We start from the raw sequence: 17,835 nt of genomic DNA on the forward strand, positions 1-17,835 counted from the left end.
TGGGGTGTTATGCGCATCGAGGCAGTGATGAGCGTTTGTGCGTTGCAAGACTGCTCTGGTACGCGATAGCGGGCGGGGTGAGTGGGCGTATTGATTCTGATCAAGGGGACAGAACATGACGTTGTTGCGTTGGGCGAGAGTCCGTAGGGGAGGAATGCATGGCTACCATTGAAAGCGCGGGCACGCTCCCGGGCGCGCAGGCGGGAATCTTCGATCGTGAGCACACGGTCGCCAAGGCCGGGTTCAACCGCTGGCTGGTTCCTCCGGCTGCGCTGTGCATCCATCTGTGCATCGGCATGGCCTATGGCTTCTCGGTGTTCTGGCTGCCGCTGTCACGCGCGATCGGCGTGACCAAGACCCAGGCCTGTCCGGACATGTCCCTGGTGCAGGAGCTGTTCACGACGAGCTGCGACTGGAAGGTCGCGAGCCTCGGCTGGATGTACACCCTGTTCTTCGTGCTGCTCGGCGCCTCCGCGGCGATCTGGGGCGGCTGGCTCGAACGGGCCGGACCGCGCAAGGCGGGCGCCGTCGCGGCCTGCTGCTGGGGCGGCGGCCTGCTGTTCGCAGCGCTCGGCATCTACGTGCATCAGCTCTGGATGATGTGGCTCGGTGCCGGCGTCATCGGCGGCATCGGCCTCGGCCTCGGCTACATCTCGCCGGTGTCAACCCTGGTGAAATGGTTCCCGGACCGGCGCGGCATGGCGACCGGCATGGCGATCATGGGCTTCGGCGGCGGCGCGATGATCGGCGCCCCGCTCGCCAACCTGCTGATGAACTACTTCAAGACCCCGACCTCGGTCGGTGTCTGGGAGACCTTCGTCACGATGGGCGTGATCTATTTCGTGTTCATGATGATCGGCGCCTTCGCCTATCGCGTCGCTCCGGTCGGCTGGCAGCCCGAGGGCTGGACGCCGCCGGCAGTGAAGAAGGCGATGATCTCGGAGCACCATGTGCATCTCGACAACGCGCACAAGACTCCGCAGTTCTGGCTGGTCTGGTGGGTGCTCTGCTTGAACGTGTCGGCAGGCATCGGCGTGATCGGCATGGCCTCGCCGATGCTGCAGGAGATCTTCGCCGGCAAGCTGATCGGTTTGCCCGACGTCAGCTTCAACCAGCTCGACGCCACCCAGAAGGCGGCGATTGCGGGCATCGCGGCAGGCTTTGCCGGCCTGCTGTCGCTGTTCAACATTGGCGGCAGGTTCTTCTGGGCGTCGCTGTCGGACCACATCGGCCGCAAGAACACCTATTACTGCTTCTTCCTGATCGGCATCGTGCTCTATGCGCTGGCGCCGACCTTCGCAGCGATGGGTTCGAAGCTGCTGTTCGTGGCGGCCTTCGCCATCATCCTCTCGATGTATGGTGGCGGCTTCGCGACGGTCCCGGCCTATCTGGCCGACCTGTTCGGCACCCAGTTCGTGGGCGCCATCCACGGCCGTCTGCTGACGGCCTGGGCCACGGCCGGCATCATCGGTCCGGTGGTCGTCAACTACATCCGCGAGTTCCAGCTCGCCGCCGGCGTGCCGCGCGACCAGCTGTACAACACGACGATGTATATTCTCTGCGCCATGCTCCTGGCCGGCCTGATCTGCAACTTCCTGATCAAGCCCGTCGATGACAAGTGGAACATGAGCGCGGACGACGTCGCGAAGTACCAGGCGGAGCTCGCCAAGAACGAGTCGGCGATCCAGCACGGGTCGTTCGGCATCGGCAAGGGTGGCCTCGACGTCAAGGCCGGCTTGTTCTGGGCCTTCGTCGGCGTGCCGCTGGCATGGGGTGTCTGGAAGACGCTGGAAAGCGCGGTCAAGATCTTCTGATCCGAACCGGATCGGAGCGTGCGGGGCGGCCGGTTCGGCCGCCCCGTTTTTTTGGGCGACTTATGCTTTTCCTATGAGAGATGAAGTCAGCCCGTCTCGCATTCCTACGGCGAGGGGCTCCATCTTCCGCTTTGCCGGCCGGATGTCGCGCCGGCCTTGGCGGAGAATGAACATGAGCTCGGTCGAACCGTTTCGCGACGTCCGTGGCGCTTACGTCGCCTGGGCCCTGCGGCCTTCGCGCCTGATCAAGACGCTGCGCAAGACTGTCAGGGCCATCCGTGCGGCGATTGCCGTAGCCAAGCTCCGGCGCCTGCGCAACGAGTTGCTCTTCCGGCGCGGCTCTGGAGCGACGATCGAACTCGACGCCAGGCATCGGCCGCAAGCGCCTTTGCTTCTCGGCGACAAATGGGACTTCTGAGGCCTTCGGCCTGCGGATCGCCCTCTCAAAGCTGTGCTGCGTGCTTCGGAGACGTCGCGGCAGACGAGGCGCTCAGCCGCGCCATCGCTTGTCCGATCATTGTCTTCGCCGCCCCGTCAAGCTCGGTCAACGGCAAGCGCACACCGGCCGCAACAAGGCCCTGCAGGCTCAGGGCATATTTCAATGCCGCCGGCGCATCGCGATTGAACGCCTCGATCAGCGGCAGCAACCTGCCGTGCAGCCGTCGTGCCGCGCGCCAGCGCGCGCGCTGGCAGGTGGCGAACAGCACGTTGCAGAGCTCCGGCGCGACGTTGGCCGCCAGCGAGAAGCAGCCATCGCCACCAGCGGCCGCGAACGGCACCGCCGCCATATCGTCGCCCGACAACAGGCGAAAGCCGGGTGGCGTCAGTGATCGCAGATGAACGGCGCGCGCGGTATCACCGGTGCTGTCGCGCAAGCCGACGAATTGCGCCCATCGCGACAGGCGGATCAGCGTCTCGTCCGGCAGCGCGCGCCCCGTGCGCGAGGGGCAATCATGCAGGATGACCGGCAGTGTGGTTGAGTCTCCGACCGCGCGGAAGTGCGCGTAGATGCCCTCTGCCGTAGGCCGGTTGTAGTAGGGGACCACCGACATGATCGCATCGGCGCCCGCGGCCGCCGCCTGCCGGGTGTTTTGCACGGCCTGGAGCGTCGCGTTGGAGCCCGCGCCGGCAATGACGCGAACCCGATTGCAGGCCGCGGTCACAGCCGCGCGAATGACCGCTTCGCGCTCCGCTGCCGTCAGCGTGGACGCTTCACCCGCGGTCTCGCAGACCAGGATCGCACTGGCGCCGGCTTCGATCTGCCGCTCGCACAATCGGGCGAGTGCGGCGATGTCGACTGCGCCGGTCGCATCGAACGGCGTCGGAATGTCTGCGATCGTGCCGGTCAGCCATCGTGCGGCAGGTCCACGCGGCGGCGTCGGGGCGGCACTCATGCGATCGGCCGCCGGCTGCTGCCAAACAACAGTCCGACGGGCGCGAAGCGTCCGTTGGTGTCGAGCTCGATCGTGCGCGACAGCTCGACGATCGTCTCCGGATGATGGCCATTCTCGAACAGTGCATATTTCATCGCTTCGGCGCGGCTGACGAACAGGCCGCCATAGAGGCCGTTCTGCTCCTGGGCAACCCATTGGCCGCAGCTATTCCGACCGATGAGGACGAGGGCGGCAGCAGGCTTGTGACACGACGGAGGTTCGACGAGCTTCATGGACGTGGTCCTTCTGGTTCAAGCGCGCATCTCGTGAGATGACGTTGCGTTGGTTCATCGAATATCGCGGTGTACGGATAGGAATTCGAGGCGGCGGAGCGGTCGACGTCATAGGCGCCGCGTAGGCACGCGCCGGTCAGGATTCCGAGAGCTGGTTGAGTGCCATGACGCCGCAGTAGAGCGAGAGATAGCCGACCATCTCGTCCCAATGATTGAGGCTTGCGTTGAAGACGCGCTCACGGCGCAGCGTGGCGAGCACGGCACATAGGATGACGGTCATCCAGAGCAGGGCAGCGAGGCTGCGCCCGAAGCCGATGCTGCCGAACGTCGCGAACAGAACGAGGATCGCGGTTCGCAGCCCGAAGCGAAGCAATACTCTGGCCGGGGACAGCTCCACGGGCTCGCCGGCCGGGAGGATCATCGCCGCGCTCTCGTCCTCTCAGAAATTGTCGCAGCAGAGCAGGGTTGCGAGCACGGGCTCGGCGGAGCGTTCTCCGGAGACGGGCAGCGTCGGCTCGAGGCGACGCGCCTCGGCGGCTGCGTGGAGAATGGCGAGGGCGAGATCGGTGTGTCTGGCCTCGGCGCAATGGTCGAGCCAGTCCGGCAACTCGCGTCGTTGTGAGAGCGCGCAGTGCCATTCGCCGTCATCATAGGCGAGGCGGCGGAGCGACCATCGCGGCAATTGCAGCGCGATCAGCTCCAGCGCGGCATCGATCCGGGCCTCCGCCTGCATCATCCGGCCGATCCGGATCCGGCGCCGTCCGCGCGCCGACAGCGGCGAGACGCCATCGTCCTCGCCGAGAAGGTCGGTCAGCAGCGCGGCTGTTTCCTGCGCGGCCTGCCGTGGCTCGGCGAAATCTCGGGGTGTCGTGACCGGCATGATGATGCTCCGTCGTGATTGAGCGACGGCCCGCACCGGGCCGTGCCAACAATCTGGCGGCAGCGGCCGTAGGAATGCGAGACGGGCGAGGCCAGGAAGAAATAAGCGGCGCATAAGCGTGCGGCGCCACCGTGGGCGCTCCCTATGCAGCGGCGCTCATCGTCGGCCGGCTTCGGCCGCGGAATGCCGCGATCTTTATGAGATTCCTATAACTTTGCCGGCGGCGCGGTCTCGAAAACCTATGGTTCCGAATGCCATCTGTGCCGATGCAACGGACCGCGGGGCGCGGATGGGGGTTTGATCCATCACAAGTTGCGCGCTCCCGCAGACCCTACGCTTTGCGCGCCTCGCGCGCATGAGGAGCACACCATGCTGGACATCCTGATGCTGGCGCTGGCCGCCGGCTTATTCGCCCTGGCGATCGGCTACACCTACGCCTGCGAGCGGCTCTAGGAGACGAGCCATGATCTTCGACTATTCGCTCGCCGGCGCGGTGTCGCTCGGCCTTCTGATCTACCTCACCTACGCGCTGTTGCGGCCCGAGCGGTTCTGACCGCCACCGTCGCACCTTCAAGGACAACATCCCCATGACCGTGATCGGCTGGATCCAGATCCTGCTCTACTGCGCCGTCATCGTCGCGCTCGCCAAGCCGCTCGGCTGGTACATGACGCGCGTCTTCAATGGCGAGCGCACCTTGCTGTCGCCGGTGCTGCGGCCGGTGGAGGTCGCGATCTACTGGATCGGCGGCGTCGACGAGCGCCGCGAGCAGCATTGGCTGACCTACACGGTCGCAATGCTGCTGTTCCATGTCGGCGGCTTCCTGATCATCTACGGCGTGATGCGGCTGCAGGCCGTGCTGCCGTTCAATCCCGCCGGACAGTCCGCGGTCGCCGAGGATCTCTCCTTCAACACCGCGATCAGCTTCCTGACCAACACCAACTGGCAGAACTACGGTGGCGAGAGCACGCTCTCTTATCTCGTCCAGATGCTCGGGCTCACCCACCAGAACTTCCTGTCGGCCGCGACGGGCATCGTGCTCGCGATCGCGCTGATCCGCGGCTTCTCGCGCGCCTCGGCGCGGACCGTCGGCAATTTCTGGGTGGATATCACACGCTGCACGCTCTATGTGCTGCTGCCGCTCTGCATCATCTACACGCTGTTTCTGGTCTGGCAGGGCATCCCGCAGACGCTCGGGCCCTATGTCGAGGCGACGACCCTGGAAGGCGCCAAGCAGACCATCGCGCTCGGCCCGGTCGCCTCGCAGGTCGCGATCAAGATGCTCGGCACCAATGGCGGCGGCTTCTTCAATGCCAACGCCGCGCATCCGTTCGAGAACCCGACCGCGCTGTCGAACTTCATCCAGATGCTCTCGATCTTCGCGCTCGGTGCTGCCCTGACCAACGTGTTCGGCCGCATGGTCGGCAATCAGCGCCAGGGCTGGGCGCTCCTCGCCGTGATGGGCGTGCTGTTCATCGCCGGCGTCGCCATCACCTACTGGGCCGAGGCCAACGGTACGACCACGCTGAACGCGCTGGGACTGACCGGCGGTAACATGGAGGGCAAGGAGGTCCGCTTCGGCGTCGTCGCGTCGTCGCTGTTCGCCGTCATCACCACGGCCGCCTCCTGCGGCGCGGTCAACGCCATGCACGACAGCTTCACCGCGCTCGGCGGCATGATTCCGCTGATCAACATGCAGCTCGGCGAGATCATCGTCGGCGGCGTCGGCGCCGGCCTCTACGGCATGCTGCTGTTCGTCGTGCTCGCGATCTTCGTTGCCGGCCTGATGGTCGGGCGTACGCCGGAATATGTCGGCAAGAAGATCGAGGCCCGCGAGGTCAAGATGGCGATGCTGGCAATCCTGGTGCTGCCCTTGATGTATCTCGGCTGGACCGCGGTCGCGGTGGTGCTGCCACCGGCCGTCGCCTCGATGGCCAATGCCGGACCGCACGGCTTCACCGAGGTGCTCTACGCCTACACCTCGGCGACGGCCAACAACGGCTCGGCGTTCGCGGGCCTCACCGGCAACACCTTCTTCTACAATCTGACGCTCGCCTCCTCGATGTTCGTCGGCCGCTTCTTCATGATCATCCCGGCGATGGCGATCGCGGGCTCGCTCGCGCAGAAGAAGTCGATCCCGCCCTCGGCCGGCACGTTCCCGACCACCGGCGGCCTGTTCGTCGGCCTCGTCGTCGGCGTCATCCTGATCATCGGCGGCCTCACCTTCTTCCCGGCTCTCGCCCTCGGTCCGATCGTCGAGCATCTCGCGATGGCCGCCGGCACCGTGTTCTGATTTCGGAGCGACCTCCATGGACACCATCAAACTGCAGAAGCGCTCGTCGATGTCGACGATGCTCGACCCGAAGATCGTGCTGCCGGCCATCAAGGCCGCGGTGGTCAAGCTCGACCCGCGGCTGATGATCAGGAACCCCGTGATGTTCGTGGTCGAGGTCGTCGCGGCGCTCACCACGGTGATCTTCCTGCGCGACGTCGCGACCGGCGGCGCGAATCTCGGCTTCACCTTCCAGATCATTCTCTGGCTGTGGTTCACCGTGCTGTTCGCCAATTTCGCCGAAGCCGTCGCCGAAGGCCGCGGCAAGGCGCAGGCGGATTCGCTGCGCAAGACGCGCACCGAGAGCCAGGCCAAGCTGCTGACGGGCACGAACCCGGCCGACCACACCTACAAGCTCGTGCCCGGAACCAGCCTGAAGGTCGGCGACCTCGTGCTGGTCGAGGCCGGCGACACGATCCCTTCCGACGGCGAGGTGATCGAGGGCGTCGCCTCGGTCAACGAGGCTGCGATCACCGGCGAGTCCGCTCCGGTCATCCGGGAGTCCGGCGGCGACCGCTCGGCGGTAACCGGCGGCACGCAGGTGCTGTCGGACTGGATCCGCGTCAGGATCACCGCGGCCCAGGGCTCGACCTTCATCGACCGCATGATCAAGCTGGTCGAGGGAGCCGAGCGACAGAAGACGCCGAACGAGATCGCGCTCAACATCCTGCTCGCCGGCCTCACCATCATCTTCGTGTTCGCGACGGTGACGATCCCGAGCTACGCGGCCTATGCCGGCGGCTCGATCTCGGTGGTGGTGCTGGTGGCGCTGTTCGTGACCTTGATCCCGACCACGATCGGCGCGCTGCTGTCGGCGATCGGCATCGCCGGCATGGACCGCCTGGTGCGCTTCAATGTGCTGGCGATGTCCGGCCGCGCGGTCGAGGCCGCCGGCGACGTCGATACGCTGCTGCTCGACAAGACCGGCACCATCACGCTCGGCAATCGGCAGGCGACTGCGTTCCGTCCCGTCCGGGGCGTCAGCGAGCAGGAGCTGGCCGACGCGGCGCAGCTCGCCTCGCTCGCCGACGAGACCCCGGAGGGCCGCTCCATCGTGGTGCTCGCGAAGGACAAATACGGTATCCGCGGCCGCGACATGGCCGAGCTCGGCGCCACCTTCGTGCCGTTCACGGCGCAGACCCGCATGAGCGGCGTCGATGCCGGCGGTTCCTCGGTGCGCAAGGGCGCGGTCGACGCCATCCTCAACTCCATCGGCGGCGGCGGCCCGACCCAGCCCGTCTCCGGCAACACGGCGCGCGCGGTCCAGCCGGTCGAGAGCGAGCTTGTCCGCGAGATCCGTGCAATCTCCGACGACATCGCCAAATCCGGCGGCACGCCGCTCGCGGTCGCCAGGGACGGGCGCCTGCTCGGCGTCATCCAGCTCAAGGATATCGTCAAGGGCGGCATCCGCGAACGTTTCGCCGAGCTGCGCCGGATGGGCATCCGCACCATCATGATCACCGGCGACAACCCGATGACCGCGGCGGCGATCGCCGCCGAAGCCGGCGTCGACGATTTCCTGGCGCAGGCGACCCCCGAGGACAAGCTCAAGCTGATCCGAGACGAGCAGGCCAAGGGCAAGCTGGTCGCCATGTGCGGCGACGGCACCAACGACGCGCCGGCGCTGGCGCAAGCCGATGTCGGCGTCGCCATGAACACCGGCACGCAGGCCGCGCGCGAGGCCGGCAACATGGTCGATCTCGATTCCAACCCGACCAAGCTGATCGAGGTGGTGGAGATCGGCAAGCAGCTCTTGATGACGCGCGGCGCGCTGACGACGTTCTCGATCGCCAACGACGTCGCCAAATATTTCGCGATCATCCCGGCGATGTTCCTGGCGTTCTACCCGCAGCTGAACGTGCTGAACGTCATGAACCTCGCGAGCCCGCAGAGCGCGATCCTGTCGGCGATCATCTTCAACGCGCTCGTCATCATCGCGCTGATCCCGCTGGCGCTGAAGGGCGTCGCCTACCGCGCCATCGGCGCCGGCGCGCTGCTCGGCCGCAACCTGATGATCTATGGCCTGGGCGGCATCATCATCCCCTTCATCGGCATCAAGGCAATCGACCTGATCGTGACCGCCTTGCACCTGGCTTGAACCACCACCGGCGTGATTGCGAGCGAAGCGACGCAATCCAGAGTCTCGTACACAGCCCTGGATTGCTTCGTCGCTTCGCTCCTCGCAATGACGCCGCGACACAGGAGATCTCCCATGCTCAAAGAAATCCGTCCCGCCATCCTGGTCCTGCTCGCGCTGACCTTGATCACCGGGCTGCTGTATCCGCTCGCCATGACCGTCGTCGCCGGCACCATCTTCCCGGCGCAGGCCGAAGGCAGTCTGATCACGCGCAACGGCCAGGTGATCGGCTCGGCGCTGATCGGGCAGGAATTCAAGGACGACAAATATTTCCACGGCCGTCCGTCGGCGACCTCGGCCGCCGATCCGAACGATGCGACCAAGACGGTGCCGGCGCCCTATAACGCCGCCAACTCCTCCGGCTCCAATCTCGGCCCGACCAGCAAGGCGCTGGCCGACCGCGTCAAGGAGGATGTTGACAGGCTGAAGGCGGAGAATCCTGGGCAGGCCGTGCCGGTCGATCTGGTGACGACCTCGGCGAGCGGGCTCGATCCGGACATCTCGCCGGAGGCGGCGCTGTTCCAGGTGCCGCGGGTGGCCAAGGCGCGCGGCTTGCCGGAGGCCAGCGTTCAGGGCCTGATCGCCCAGCAGACTAAGGGCCGTCTGCTCGGACTGCTCGGCGAACCCCGCGTTAACGTGCTTGCGCTCAATCTGGCGCTCGACGCTGCCAAGCCGTAGTGAGGCCTTAGAGGTCCCGGCCTTGGCGCCGAAGTTCCTCCGTCTATAATGCCGCATGGCCAGTCAACGCCGCGATCCTGACCAACGTCCCTCGCCGGAAGCCCTGCTCGAAGCGGCCCGGCGGGAGGACAGTCCTGCCGGCAAGCTCAAGATCTTCGTCGGCGCCGCCCCCGGCGTCGGCAAGACCTATGAAATGCTGTCGAGCGCGCATGCCAAGCTGAAGGCCGGCGTCGATGTCGTCATCGGCTTCGTCGAGACGCATGGCCGCGCCGAGACCGAGGCGCTGGTCCGCGGCCTGGAGGTCGTCCCGCGCAAACGTATTTCCTACAAGGACCAGATCGTCGAGGAGATGGATCTGGATGCCGTGATTGCGCGCCGCCCGAAGCTCGCCATCGTCGACGAGCTCGCGCACACCAATGCTGTCGGCAGCCGCCACCCCAAGCGCTATCTCGACGTCGAGGAGCTGCTGTCGCACGGCATCGATGTCTACACGGCGGTCAACGTCCAGCACATCGAGAGCCTCAACGACGTCGTCGCCCAGATCACCCATGTGCGCGTGCGCGAGACCGTGCCGGATTCGATCCTCGACCGCGCCGACGCCATCGAGCTGATCGACCTTACGCCCGACGACCTGATCCAGCGACTGAAGGAGGGCAAGGTCTATGTGCCCAAGCAGGCGGAGCGCGCGCTGGAGCATTATTTCTCGCCCGGCAACCTGACCGCGCTGCGCGAACTTGCGCTGCGTCGGACGGCCGAGCGCGTCGACGAGCAACTGCTCACTCACATGCAGGCCAACGCCATTGCGGGGCCCTGGGCGGCCGGCGAGCGGATCCTCGTCTGCGTGTCGGAGGATCCGCGGGCGACAGGGCTGGTGCGCTACACCAAGCGGCTCGCCGACCGTGTCCATGCGCCGTGGACCGCCGTGACCATCGAGACCCGGCGCAATCTGCAGCTCAGTGACAGGCAGCGCGACCGGCTCGCCGATACGCTGCGGTTGGCCGAGACCCTCGGCGGCGAGGCGCTGACGATTCCGGGCGTCGGCCGGCGTATCGCCGATGACCTCATCGGCTTCGCGCAGGCCAACAACGTCACCCAGATCATCATCGGCAAGTCGAGCCGCTCGCGCCTGTTCGAGATCATCAGGGGCTCGGTGGTGCATGACCTGGTCAGGCGCGCCGGCAACATCAGCATCCACGTCATCGCCGGCGAGGAGGCGCCCGACACCGCGGGCAGCTCGGTGCAGACGCGGCCGCGCAGCGAGCCGCTGCAGCCGAAGCCCTATGTGATGGCGCTGCTGATCACGGCTGTCGGCCTTGGCCTCGCCGAGCTGATCCAGCCCGTCTTCGGCATCGAGAACGTCGATCTCGTGTTCCTCACGGCGGTGGTCGGCGTCGCCGCACGCTACGGCCTGGGACCGTCGCTGCTGGCGAGCCTCGCCGCCTCGCTCTGCTACAACTTCTTCTTCCTCCCGCCGCTGTATACGTTCACGATCACCGATCCGACCAACATCGGCGCGTTCTTCTTCTTCATGCTGATCGCGATCCTGGTGTCCAACGTCGCCGCGCGCGTTCGCGTTCAGGCTGACGCCGCCACCCACCGCGTCCGGACCACCGAGCAGCTCTATGCCTTCAGCCGCAAGCTTGCGGGCACCGCGACCCTCGATGACGTGCTGTGGGCCACGGCCTATCAGGCGGCGTTGATGCTGAAGGTGCGGGTCGTGCTGCTGTTGCCGCAGGACGGCAAGCTCACGGTCATGACCGGCTACCCGCCGGAGGATCAGCTCGACGACGCCGACCTCGCCGCCGCGAGCTGGGCCTGGAGCAACGACCGCGCCGCCGGCCGCGGCTCCGACACGCTGCCGGGAGCCAAGCGGCTGTTCCTGCCGATGCGCACCGGCCGCGGCCTGATCGGCGTCATCGGCATCGACGACGACCGCACCGGGCCGCTGCTGACCCCCGACCAGCGCCGGCTGCTCGACGCCCTGGTCGACCAGGGCGCCCTGGCGATCGAGCGCGTTCTGCTGGTCGAGGACATGGACAAGGTCAAGCGCACCATGGAGCAGGACCGGCTGCGTTCGGCGCTGCTCACCTCGATCTCGCACGATCTGAAGACGCCGCTCGCCTCGGTGCTCGGCGCGGCCTCGACGATGCGCGATCTCGCGGCCAGGCTGTCCGACAAGGAGAAGCTCGACCTGCTCGCCACCGTGATCGACGAATCCGAACGGCTGAATCGATTCATCGCCAACCTCCTGGACATGACCAAGCTGGAATCCGGCGCGATCGTGCCGAACGCCGCCCTCCATGACGTCGGCGAGATCGTCGGCAGCGCGCTGCGGCGTGCCGGCAAGATCCTCGCCGGTCATCATGTCTCGCTGGTACTGGCGCCCGATCTGCCGATGGTCGAGGTCGACGCGGTGCTGTTCGAGCAGGTGCTGTTCAATCTGCTCGACAACGCCGCCAAATATGCGCCTCCCGAGACCTCGATTGCGATCCGTGCGGCCCGCGACAGCAACTGGATCGTGCTCGAGATCCGTGACGAAGGCGACGGCATTCCCGCCGCGGAGGTCGAGCACGTGTTCGACAAGTTCTATCGCGTGCAGAAGGGCGACCAGGTGCGGCCCGGCACCGGACTTGGGCTTGCGATCTCGCGTGGCTTCATCGAGGCGATGCATGGCCGCATCTTCGCCGGCAACCGTACCGATCGGCGCGGTGCGGTCCTCACCATCCGCCTGCCGGTGCCGGCGCAGGCCAGACCGCTGGATACGGCCGCATGACCGGCGCTCCGATCAAGGTGCTCGTGATCGACGACGAGCCGCCGATCCGCAAGCTGCTGCGGATGGGCCTGACCACGCAGGGCTACGAGATTCTCGAGGCCTCCAACGGCAGGAACGCGCTGGAGCTGCTGAGCCAGGAGCCGGCGCTGATCATTCTCGACCTTGGCCTCCCCGACATCGACGGACTCGAGCTGCTGCGAACCATCCGTGGCCGCAACGAGGCCGTGCCGGTCGTGGTGCTGTCCAGCCGCGGCGACGAGGCGGGCAAGGTCCAGGCGCTCGATCTCGGCGCCGACGACTACATCACCAAGCCGTTCGGCATGGATGAATTGCTGGCGCGCCTGCGCGCGGCGCTGCGGCACCAGCTGCAGGTGCAGGGCGAGCGGCCGGTGTTTCGCACCGGCGACCTCTCGGTCGATCTCGTCCGCCGCATCGTCAAGGTCGGCGAGCGCGAGGTCAAGCTGTCGCCGAAGGAGTACGATCTGCTGCGCGTGCTCGTGCAGCACGCCGGCAAGGTGCTGACGCATCGCTTCCTGCTCAAGGAGCTGTGGGACGAATTGACCGACGCGCAATATCTGCGCGTCTATGTGCGCCAGCTCAGGCAGAAGATCGAGGCCGATCCCGAGCGCCCGCAATTCGTGTTGACCGAGACCGGCATCGGCTATCGCTTGCGTGCGCCGGATTAGCGCTTCTTCATGTGAGCCAGTCCCTCAAAGCGGAACCATCGCTCACCCTCGTGATTTCTGTGATATCACAGGGAGACCATGTTGATGGCACGCAAAACACGCAAATATTCCAAGGGCGCGTCCAAGGACGTCGAGCGCGCGATGAAGAAGCGCAAGGCAGGAACGTTGAAGAGCGGCGGCTCGGGCCGCAAGGTCAAGAGCCGCAAGCAGGCGATCGCGATCGGTCTGTCGGAGGCGCGCCGCGAAGGCAAGAAGGTGCCGCCGAAGAAGAGCGCCAAGTCATCGGCGAAGAAGTCCGCCAAGAAGGCGAGCAAGAAAAGCACGAAGAAGACTACCAAGAAAACGACGAAGAAGAAGTCGAAGAAGAAGAGCTGACGAGGCGATCATTCGGGCTACGATCATCGCGCACGCCATGACCCGCAGCCGTCGCAAAATTCTCCGCTGTCGTCCCGGCGAACGCCGGGACCCATAACCCCAGGGAGATGTTATTGCGCGGGATGTTGGACGAGTCTTGTCTTACAATACCCGCCGCAGAGTATGGGTCCCGGCGTTCGCCGGGACGACGGGGCGGTGGTGTGGAGGCCGCTTGCGCCACGCAGGCAGCTGCCGGCCTTCACCCCGCCTTCCTCTGCCGCGCCGCCGACCGATGCGCCTTCTTCGCGGGGCGTCGATGCGCGCTCGTCCGCCGTGACGCCGCACGCGCTGTCTTTTTTCCGCCCTTGCCCAGGCTCTGCTTCAGCGCGTCCATCAGGCTGACGACGTTGTCGGGCCGCTCCGCCGGCTCCGGCAGCTTGATCGGCTTGCCCGAGGCCTTGCGCTTCACCAGCGCCTTCAGCGCGGTCTCGTACTGGTCCTTGAACTCCGAGGGATCGAAATGCGCCGCCTTGGTCTGCAGGATGTGGCCGGCGAGCTCGACCATGTCCTTGGTGATCCGGGGCGACTTGATGTCGTCGAAGAACTCGGCCTCGTCGCGCAGCTCGTAGGGAAAACGCAGCGTGGTGCCGAGCATGCCCTTGCCCATCGGCTCAATGGCGATGACGTGCTCGCGGTTGGTCAGCACGATCCGCGCCAGCGCGACGCGATCCTGCTCCTTCATGGCGTCGCGAATGACCGCGAAGGCGTCGACCGCCGCCTTGCCGTCGGGAGCGATGTAATAGGGATGGTTGAGATAGCGCTGGTCGATCTCCTCGCGCGGCACGAAGCTGTCGATATCGATCGTATGGTTACTCTCGATCTGGACCGCCTCCAGCTCCTCCGGCTCGATCTCGACATACTGCCCCTTGGAGAGCTCGTAGCCGCGGCCCTTCTGCTCGCCTTCGACGATGTCGCCGGTCTCAGAGTCGACCATCTGCTGCTTGAGCCGGTTGCCGGTCTCGCGGTTGATCAGATGGAAGCGCGTCTTCTCGACCGAGGTCGACGCCGGATAGAGGACGACGGGGCAACTGACGAGCGAGAGTTTGAGCGAGCCTTTCCAGTAGGCGCGGGGGGCCATCGTGGTCTCCTTGGACAATCCGGACGAGGCTGCAACGGGCAAGCATCGGTGTGGGTTCCATGGGCCCCGCCGAGGGTCGCTTCGGGAAAAATTAATTCGCTTGACGACTTCGTAAAATCAGCATTATGGTCCGACCCATTCCGTTGCGTCGGAGGGGACGTATCGCGGTCGTCACGGACGTCGGCAGCGGAATGCGATGGGCGTGTCGGGTTGCAGCGTGATTGACGTTGCGCCGACGAACGATCTGGCACGCACGGTCAAGTCGCGCGGTCCTGGCCTCCCGACGCTGAGGTCAAGTTTGCGAGGATGCTTTGTGCATCGCGCGGATGACGGTGGCCAACAAGCCCGGCGCACCGGGGAGAACGCGAAGCAGCTGTTAAAACCGTCGCGCAGGGAGGGCCGGGATGACTCGGCTGCACCTGTGGTACCTGCCGCCTGCATTTTTCTTTCGCAGGCGGGCCATGGGGGCGGCGAGCTCCCGGCCTTCCCTGCGCCCTCTCATCGGCAGAGGGTGGACCATCGCGAGACCCGGGCTTTCCTCAGCCGCGGGAACGCGGAACTTTGCCCGGTGTTATCAGGTGGATGCGAGCCGCGCCGGCGCCAGCGGCGGAGCCGGTTCCACGACCCTGCCGGCTTTGCTACGCTACCACTCAACACGAGGGATCACCGTGGCGCTCAGGAAGCTTTCCACCTATCGCAAGAAGCGCGATTTCGACAAGACGGCAGAGCCGTCCGGCGACGCCAAGGTCGCGCGTGCGGCGCGGCCGCGCTTCGTCATCCAGAAGCACGACGCGACGCGGCTGCACTACGATCTCAGGCTGGAGTTCGGCGGCGTCTTCAAGTCGTGGGCCGTGACCAAGGGCCCGTCGCTCGATCCGCACGACAAGCGGCTCGCGGTCGAGGTCGAGGACCACCCGCTCGACTATGGCGATTTCGAAGGTACGATCCCGGAAGGCGAGTATGGCGGCGGCACCGTCATGCTGTGGGATCGCGGCCATTGGGACAGCGAGGACCCGGAGCGCGGCTTCAAGAAGGGCGACCTCAAGTTCACCCTTGAAGGCGAGAAGCTGCATGGCAGCTGGGTGCTGGTACGGATGCGTCATGATCGCACGGGCGGCAAGCGCACCAATTGGCTGCTGATCAAGCACCGCGACGAGTTCGCCCGGGAAGGCGAGGCCAACGACATCCTGGAGGCGGACAAGTCGGTCGCCTCGGGCCGCACGATGGAGCAGATCGCGGCCGGCAAGGGCAAAGCGCCGAAGCCGTTCATGCTCGCCAAGACGCAGCGCATGAATGCCGACGCGGTGTGGCACTCCAACCGCGGCGACGGCAGTGCCTCTCCAGAGAAGGCGTCTCCCAAGAAGACGCCGAAGTCCAAGGCCGCGAAAGCGGCCGCTGCTCCGAAGACGGTCGCACCGCGAACCGTGTCGTCGCTGCCGGACTTCGTGCCGCCCGAGCTCTGTACTTCGGTCGCCCAGCCGCCGAGCGGTGAGGGCTGGGCGCATGAGATCAAGTTCGATGGCTACCGCGTGCAGATCAGGGTGGAGGACGGGAAGGCGACTTTGAAGACGCGCAAGGGCCTGGACTGGACGGCCAAGTTCGGTGCCATCGCCGAGGAAGCGGCTGAATTGCCGGACGCGATCATCGACGGCGAGATCGTCGCGCTCGACAAGGACGGCAATCCGAATTTCTCGGCGCTGCAGGCGGCGATTTCGGCGGGCGAAACCGACGAGCTGATCTTCTTTGCCTTCGACCTGATGTTCGCGGAGGAGTTCGACCTGCGCCGCCAGCCTTTGCGCGAGCGCAAGGCGCGGCTGGCGAAGCTGCTGAAGGCGCACATCAAGGGCAAGGCGCCGCGCATCCGCTATGTCGAGCACTTCGAGAGCGACGGCGAGGCCGTGCTGGAGTCGGCGCGCAAGCTGTCATTGGAGGGCATCGTCTCCAAGAAGCTGGACTCGGCCTATCATTCGGGACGGACGGAGAGCTGGACCAAAGCCAAGACCAGGCCCGGCCACGAGGTCGTCATCGGTGGCTGGAAGACCACCAACGGCAAATTCCGCTCGTTGATGGTCGGCGTCAACAAGGACGATCATCTCGCTTATGTCGGGATCGTCGGCACCGGCTTCGGCCAGGACACGGTGAAGGAGATCATGCCGGCGCTGAAGGCGGCGGCCTCCGACGAGAGCCCGTTCGGCGGCAAGAACGCGCCGCGCAAGACGCGTGAGGTGCATTGGCTGAAGCCGGAGCTGGTCGCCGAGATCGAGTTTGCCGGCTGGACCGCGGACAACAACGTCAGGCAGGCCTCGTTCAAGGGACTGCGCCAGGACAAGCCGGCCCGCGAGGTCGTTGCCGAGCCGCCGGTGGTGACGACGAAGGTTGCCCGGCCGGTGGCGCGGGCCGCGGCGAGCGTCGCGACCGTCGGCACCACGCTGCACAAGACGCCGTCACGCACGAAGGGCGCGGCGACCGTGATGGGCGTTGCGATCTCCAAGCCCGACAAGGCGCTGTGGCCGGACGCCGGCGATGGCGAGCCCGTCACCAAGCTCGATCTCGCCAACTATCTGGAAGCCGTCGGCAACTGGATGATCGATCATCTGAAGGGACGGCCGTGCTCGATCGTACGTGCGCCTGATGGCATCGGTGGCGAAAAATTCTTCCAGCGGCACGGCATGCAGGGCATGTCGGACCTGCTCGAGCTGGTCAAGGTGTCGGGCGACCGCAAACCGTATCTGCAGATCGACCGTGTCGAGGGATTGATCGCGGTCGCCCAGGTCGCCGCCGTCGAGCTGCATCCATGGAATTGCGCACCCGACGCCTATGACGTTCCGGGCCGGCTGGTGTTCGATCTCGACCCGGCGCCGAACGTCGCCTTCGGGGAGGTGATCGCGGCCGCCAAGGAGATGCGCCAGCGCCTGAAGAGCCTCGGACTCGAGAGCTTCTGCAAGACCACGGGCGGCAAGGGTCTGCACGTGGTGACGCCGTTGCTGCACGGCGCGCGCGACAGAGTGAGCTGGCCCGAAGCGAAGGCGTTTGCGCAAGGTGTGTGCCTATGGATGGCGAACGACAGCCCGGAGCAATACCTGCTCAACATGTCGAAGAAGCTGCGCGGGGGGAAGATCTTCCTCGACTATCTGCGCAACGACCGGATGTCGACGGCGGTCGCCGTGCTGTCGCCGCGCGCCCGCGAAGGCGCCACCGTGTCCATGCCGCTGACCTGGACGCAGGTGAAGAACGGGCTCGAACCCAAGCGCTACACCATCCGCACCGTACCGGCGCTGCTGGCCAAGACCAGGGCGTGGGATGGTTATGAAGATGCCGCGGGCTCGATCAAGGCGGCCATCAAGAAGCTCGCAGAGACGTCGTAGTCGCTCGGGCAGAC

General features: G+C 66.0%; 16 protein-coding genes. 11 read left to right on the top strand and 5 right to left on the bottom strand.

What is annotated here, in order from left to right:
• Positions 1–158: 158 nt before the first annotated feature.
• Positions 159–1,814 carry an OFA family MFS transporter gene (locus tag QX010_RS03715; RefSeq protein WP_315805413.1) on the top strand — a complete coding sequence of 552 codons (1,656 nt, stop codon included), beginning with the start codon at positions 159–161 and terminating at the stop codon, positions 1,812–1,814.
• Positions 1,815–1,986: 172 nt separating this feature from the next.
• Complete coding sequence (locus QX010_RS03720; RefSeq protein WP_316177704.1) at positions 1,987–2,232, top strand: hypothetical protein; 246 nt, start codon at positions 1,987–1,989, stop codon at positions 2,230–2,232.
• Between the two features lie 25 nt (positions 2,233–2,257).
• Here the strand turns inward: QX010_RS03720 and dapA are convergent, their stop codons facing one another.
• From dapA to QX010_RS03740, 4 genes are all read right to left on the bottom strand, one after another.
• Positions 2,258–3,208 carry a 4-hydroxy-tetrahydrodipicolinate synthase gene (gene dapA / locus QX010_RS03725; RefSeq protein WP_316177706.1) on the bottom strand — a complete coding sequence of 317 codons (951 nt, stop codon included), beginning with the start codon at positions 3,206–3,208 and terminating at the stop codon, positions 2,258–2,260.
• Positions 3,205–3,480, bottom strand: a complete 276-nt coding sequence (locus QX010_RS03730) for a hypothetical protein (protein WP_316177708.1) — start codon at positions 3,478–3,480, stop codon at positions 3,205–3,207. The genes dapA and QX010_RS03730 overlap by 4 nt, the downstream gene beginning before the upstream one ends.
• A gap of 136 nt (positions 3,481–3,616) precedes the next feature.
• The gene (locus QX010_RS03735; protein WP_316177710.1) at positions 3,617–3,901 is read right to left on the bottom strand and encodes a hypothetical protein; all 285 of its coding nucleotides are present in this window, start codon (positions 3,899–3,901) and stop codon (positions 3,617–3,619) included.
• 18 nt (positions 3,902–3,919) lie between these two features.
• Positions 3,920–4,360 (bottom strand): hypothetical protein, encoded by a 441-nt coding sequence (locus QX010_RS03740; protein ID WP_316177712.1) that lies wholly within the window; start codon positions 4,358–4,360, stop codon positions 3,920–3,922.
• A 297-nt stretch (positions 4,361–4,657) separates the two neighbouring features.
• Between QX010_RS03740 and QX010_RS03745 the strand changes: the two genes are divergently transcribed.
• The 8 genes from QX010_RS03745 to QX010_RS03780 all read left to right on the top strand — a co-directional run bounded on the left by QX010_RS03745 (position 4,658) and on the right by QX010_RS03780 (position 13,339).
• Entirely contained in the window at positions 4,658–4,813 is a 156-nt protein-coding gene (locus tag QX010_RS03745; protein WP_316177714.1) for a hypothetical protein, read from the top strand.
• Between the two features lie 10 nt (positions 4,814–4,823).
• On the top strand, positions 4,824–4,913 hold the full coding sequence (locus tag QX010_RS03750) for a K(+)-transporting ATPase subunit F (RefSeq protein WP_042340291.1): 90 nt from the start codon (positions 4,824–4,826) through the stop codon (positions 4,911–4,913).
• Positions 4,914–4,947: 34 nt separating this feature from the next.
• Complete coding sequence (kdpA, locus tag QX010_RS03755; RefSeq protein ID WP_316177716.1) at positions 4,948–6,651, top strand: potassium-transporting ATPase subunit KdpA; 1,704 nt, start codon at positions 4,948–4,950, stop codon at positions 6,649–6,651.
• 16 nt (positions 6,652–6,667) lie between these two features.
• A complete protein-coding gene (kdpB, locus tag QX010_RS03760) occupies positions 6,668–8,788 on the top strand; it encodes a potassium-transporting ATPase subunit KdpB (RefSeq protein ID WP_315805418.1) in 2,121 nt (706 codons plus the stop codon).
• A gap of 114 nt (positions 8,789–8,902) precedes the next feature.
• Positions 8,903–9,505 carry a K(+)-transporting ATPase subunit C gene (locus tag QX010_RS03765; RefSeq protein ID WP_315805419.1) on the top strand — a complete coding sequence of 201 codons (603 nt, stop codon included), beginning with the start codon at positions 8,903–8,905 and terminating at the stop codon, positions 9,503–9,505.
• A gap of 55 nt (positions 9,506–9,560) precedes the next feature.
• Positions 9,561–12,278: a sensor histidine kinase KdpD gene (locus QX010_RS03770; protein WP_315805420.1), complete on the top strand. Its 2,718-nt coding sequence runs from the start codon at positions 9,561–9,563 to the stop codon at positions 12,276–12,278.
• The gene (locus QX010_RS03775) at positions 12,275–12,964 is read left to right on the top strand and encodes a response regulator transcription factor (RefSeq protein ID WP_316177718.1); all 690 of its coding nucleotides are present in this window, start codon (positions 12,275–12,277) and stop codon (positions 12,962–12,964) included. Before QX010_RS03770 ends, QX010_RS03775 begins: the two co-directional genes overlap by 4 nt.
• An 84-nt stretch (positions 12,965–13,048) precedes the next feature.
• Positions 13,049–13,339 (top strand): DUF6496 domain-containing protein, encoded by a 291-nt coding sequence (locus QX010_RS03780; RefSeq protein WP_315805422.1) that lies wholly within the window; start codon positions 13,049–13,051, stop codon positions 13,337–13,339.
• A 238-nt stretch (positions 13,340–13,577) separates the two neighbouring features.
• On the opposite strand, the gene QX010_RS03785 is transcribed toward QX010_RS03780, so the two are convergent.
• Positions 13,578–14,456 (bottom strand): Ku protein, encoded by an 879-nt coding sequence (locus QX010_RS03785; protein ID WP_316177720.1) that lies wholly within the window; start codon positions 14,454–14,456, stop codon positions 13,578–13,580.
• Between the two features lie 668 nt (positions 14,457–15,124).
• Here QX010_RS03785 and ligD point away from each other — a divergent pair.
• Positions 15,125–17,821 carry a DNA ligase D gene (gene ligD / locus QX010_RS03790; RefSeq protein WP_316177722.1) on the top strand — a complete coding sequence of 899 codons (2,697 nt, stop codon included), beginning with the start codon at positions 15,125–15,127 and terminating at the stop codon, positions 17,819–17,821.
• The last annotated feature ends 14 nt before the right edge of the window (positions 17,822–17,835 follow it).

The sequence above is a fragment of the Bradyrhizobium sp. SZCCHNRI1009 genome (assembly GCF_032487575.1).
In the GTDB taxonomy this organism is placed as follows: domain Bacteria; phylum Pseudomonadota; class Alphaproteobacteria; order Rhizobiales; family Xanthobacteraceae; genus Bradyrhizobium.

What these genes read in the sequence shown, in the direction of transcription:
- QX010_RS03780 (WP_315805422.1), top strand. Translation starts at nt 13,049, where the DNA reads ATGGCACGCAAAACACGCAAATATTCCAAGGGCGCGTCCAAGGACGTC.
- QX010_RS03785 (WP_316177720.1), bottom strand. Translation starts at nt 14,456, where the DNA reads ATGGCCCCCCGCGCCTACTGGAAAGGCTCGCTCAAACTCTCGCTCGTC.
- QX010_RS03770 (WP_315805420.1), top strand. Translation starts at nt 9,561, where the DNA reads ATGGCCAGTCAACGCCGCGATCCTGACCAACGTCCCTCGCCGGAAGCC.
- QX010_RS03740 (WP_316177712.1), bottom strand. Translation starts at nt 4,360, where the DNA reads ATGCCGGTCACGACACCCCGAGATTTCGCCGAGCCACGGCAGGCCGCG.
- dapA (WP_316177706.1), bottom strand. Translation starts at nt 3,208, where the DNA reads ATGAGTGCCGCCCCGACGCCGCCGCGTGGACCTGCCGCACGATGGCTG.
- QX010_RS03735 (WP_316177710.1), bottom strand. Translation starts at nt 3,901, where the DNA reads ATGATCCTCCCGGCCGGCGAGCCCGTGGAGCTGTCCCCGGCCAGAGTA.
- QX010_RS03750 (WP_042340291.1), top strand. Translation starts at nt 4,824, where the DNA reads ATGATCTTCGACTATTCGCTCGCCGGCGCGGTGTCGCTCGGCCTTCTG.
- QX010_RS03720 (WP_316177704.1), top strand. Translation starts at nt 1,987, where the DNA reads ATGAGCTCGGTCGAACCGTTTCGCGACGTCCGTGGCGCTTACGTCGCC.
- QX010_RS03765 (WP_315805419.1), top strand. Translation starts at nt 8,903, where the DNA reads ATGCTCAAAGAAATCCGTCCCGCCATCCTGGTCCTGCTCGCGCTGACC.
- kdpA (WP_316177716.1), top strand. Translation starts at nt 4,948, where the DNA reads ATGACCGTGATCGGCTGGATCCAGATCCTGCTCTACTGCGCCGTCATC.
- QX010_RS03775 (WP_316177718.1), top strand. Translation starts at nt 12,275, where the DNA reads ATGACCGGCGCTCCGATCAAGGTGCTCGTGATCGACGACGAGCCGCCG.
- kdpB (WP_315805418.1), top strand. Translation starts at nt 6,668, where the DNA reads ATGGACACCATCAAACTGCAGAAGCGCTCGTCGATGTCGACGATGCTC.
- QX010_RS03715 (WP_315805413.1), top strand. Translation starts at nt 159, where the DNA reads ATGGCTACCATTGAAAGCGCGGGCACGCTCCCGGGCGCGCAGGCGGGA.
- QX010_RS03730 (WP_316177708.1), bottom strand. Translation starts at nt 3,480, where the DNA reads ATGAAGCTCGTCGAACCTCCGTCGTGTCACAAGCCTGCTGCCGCCCTC.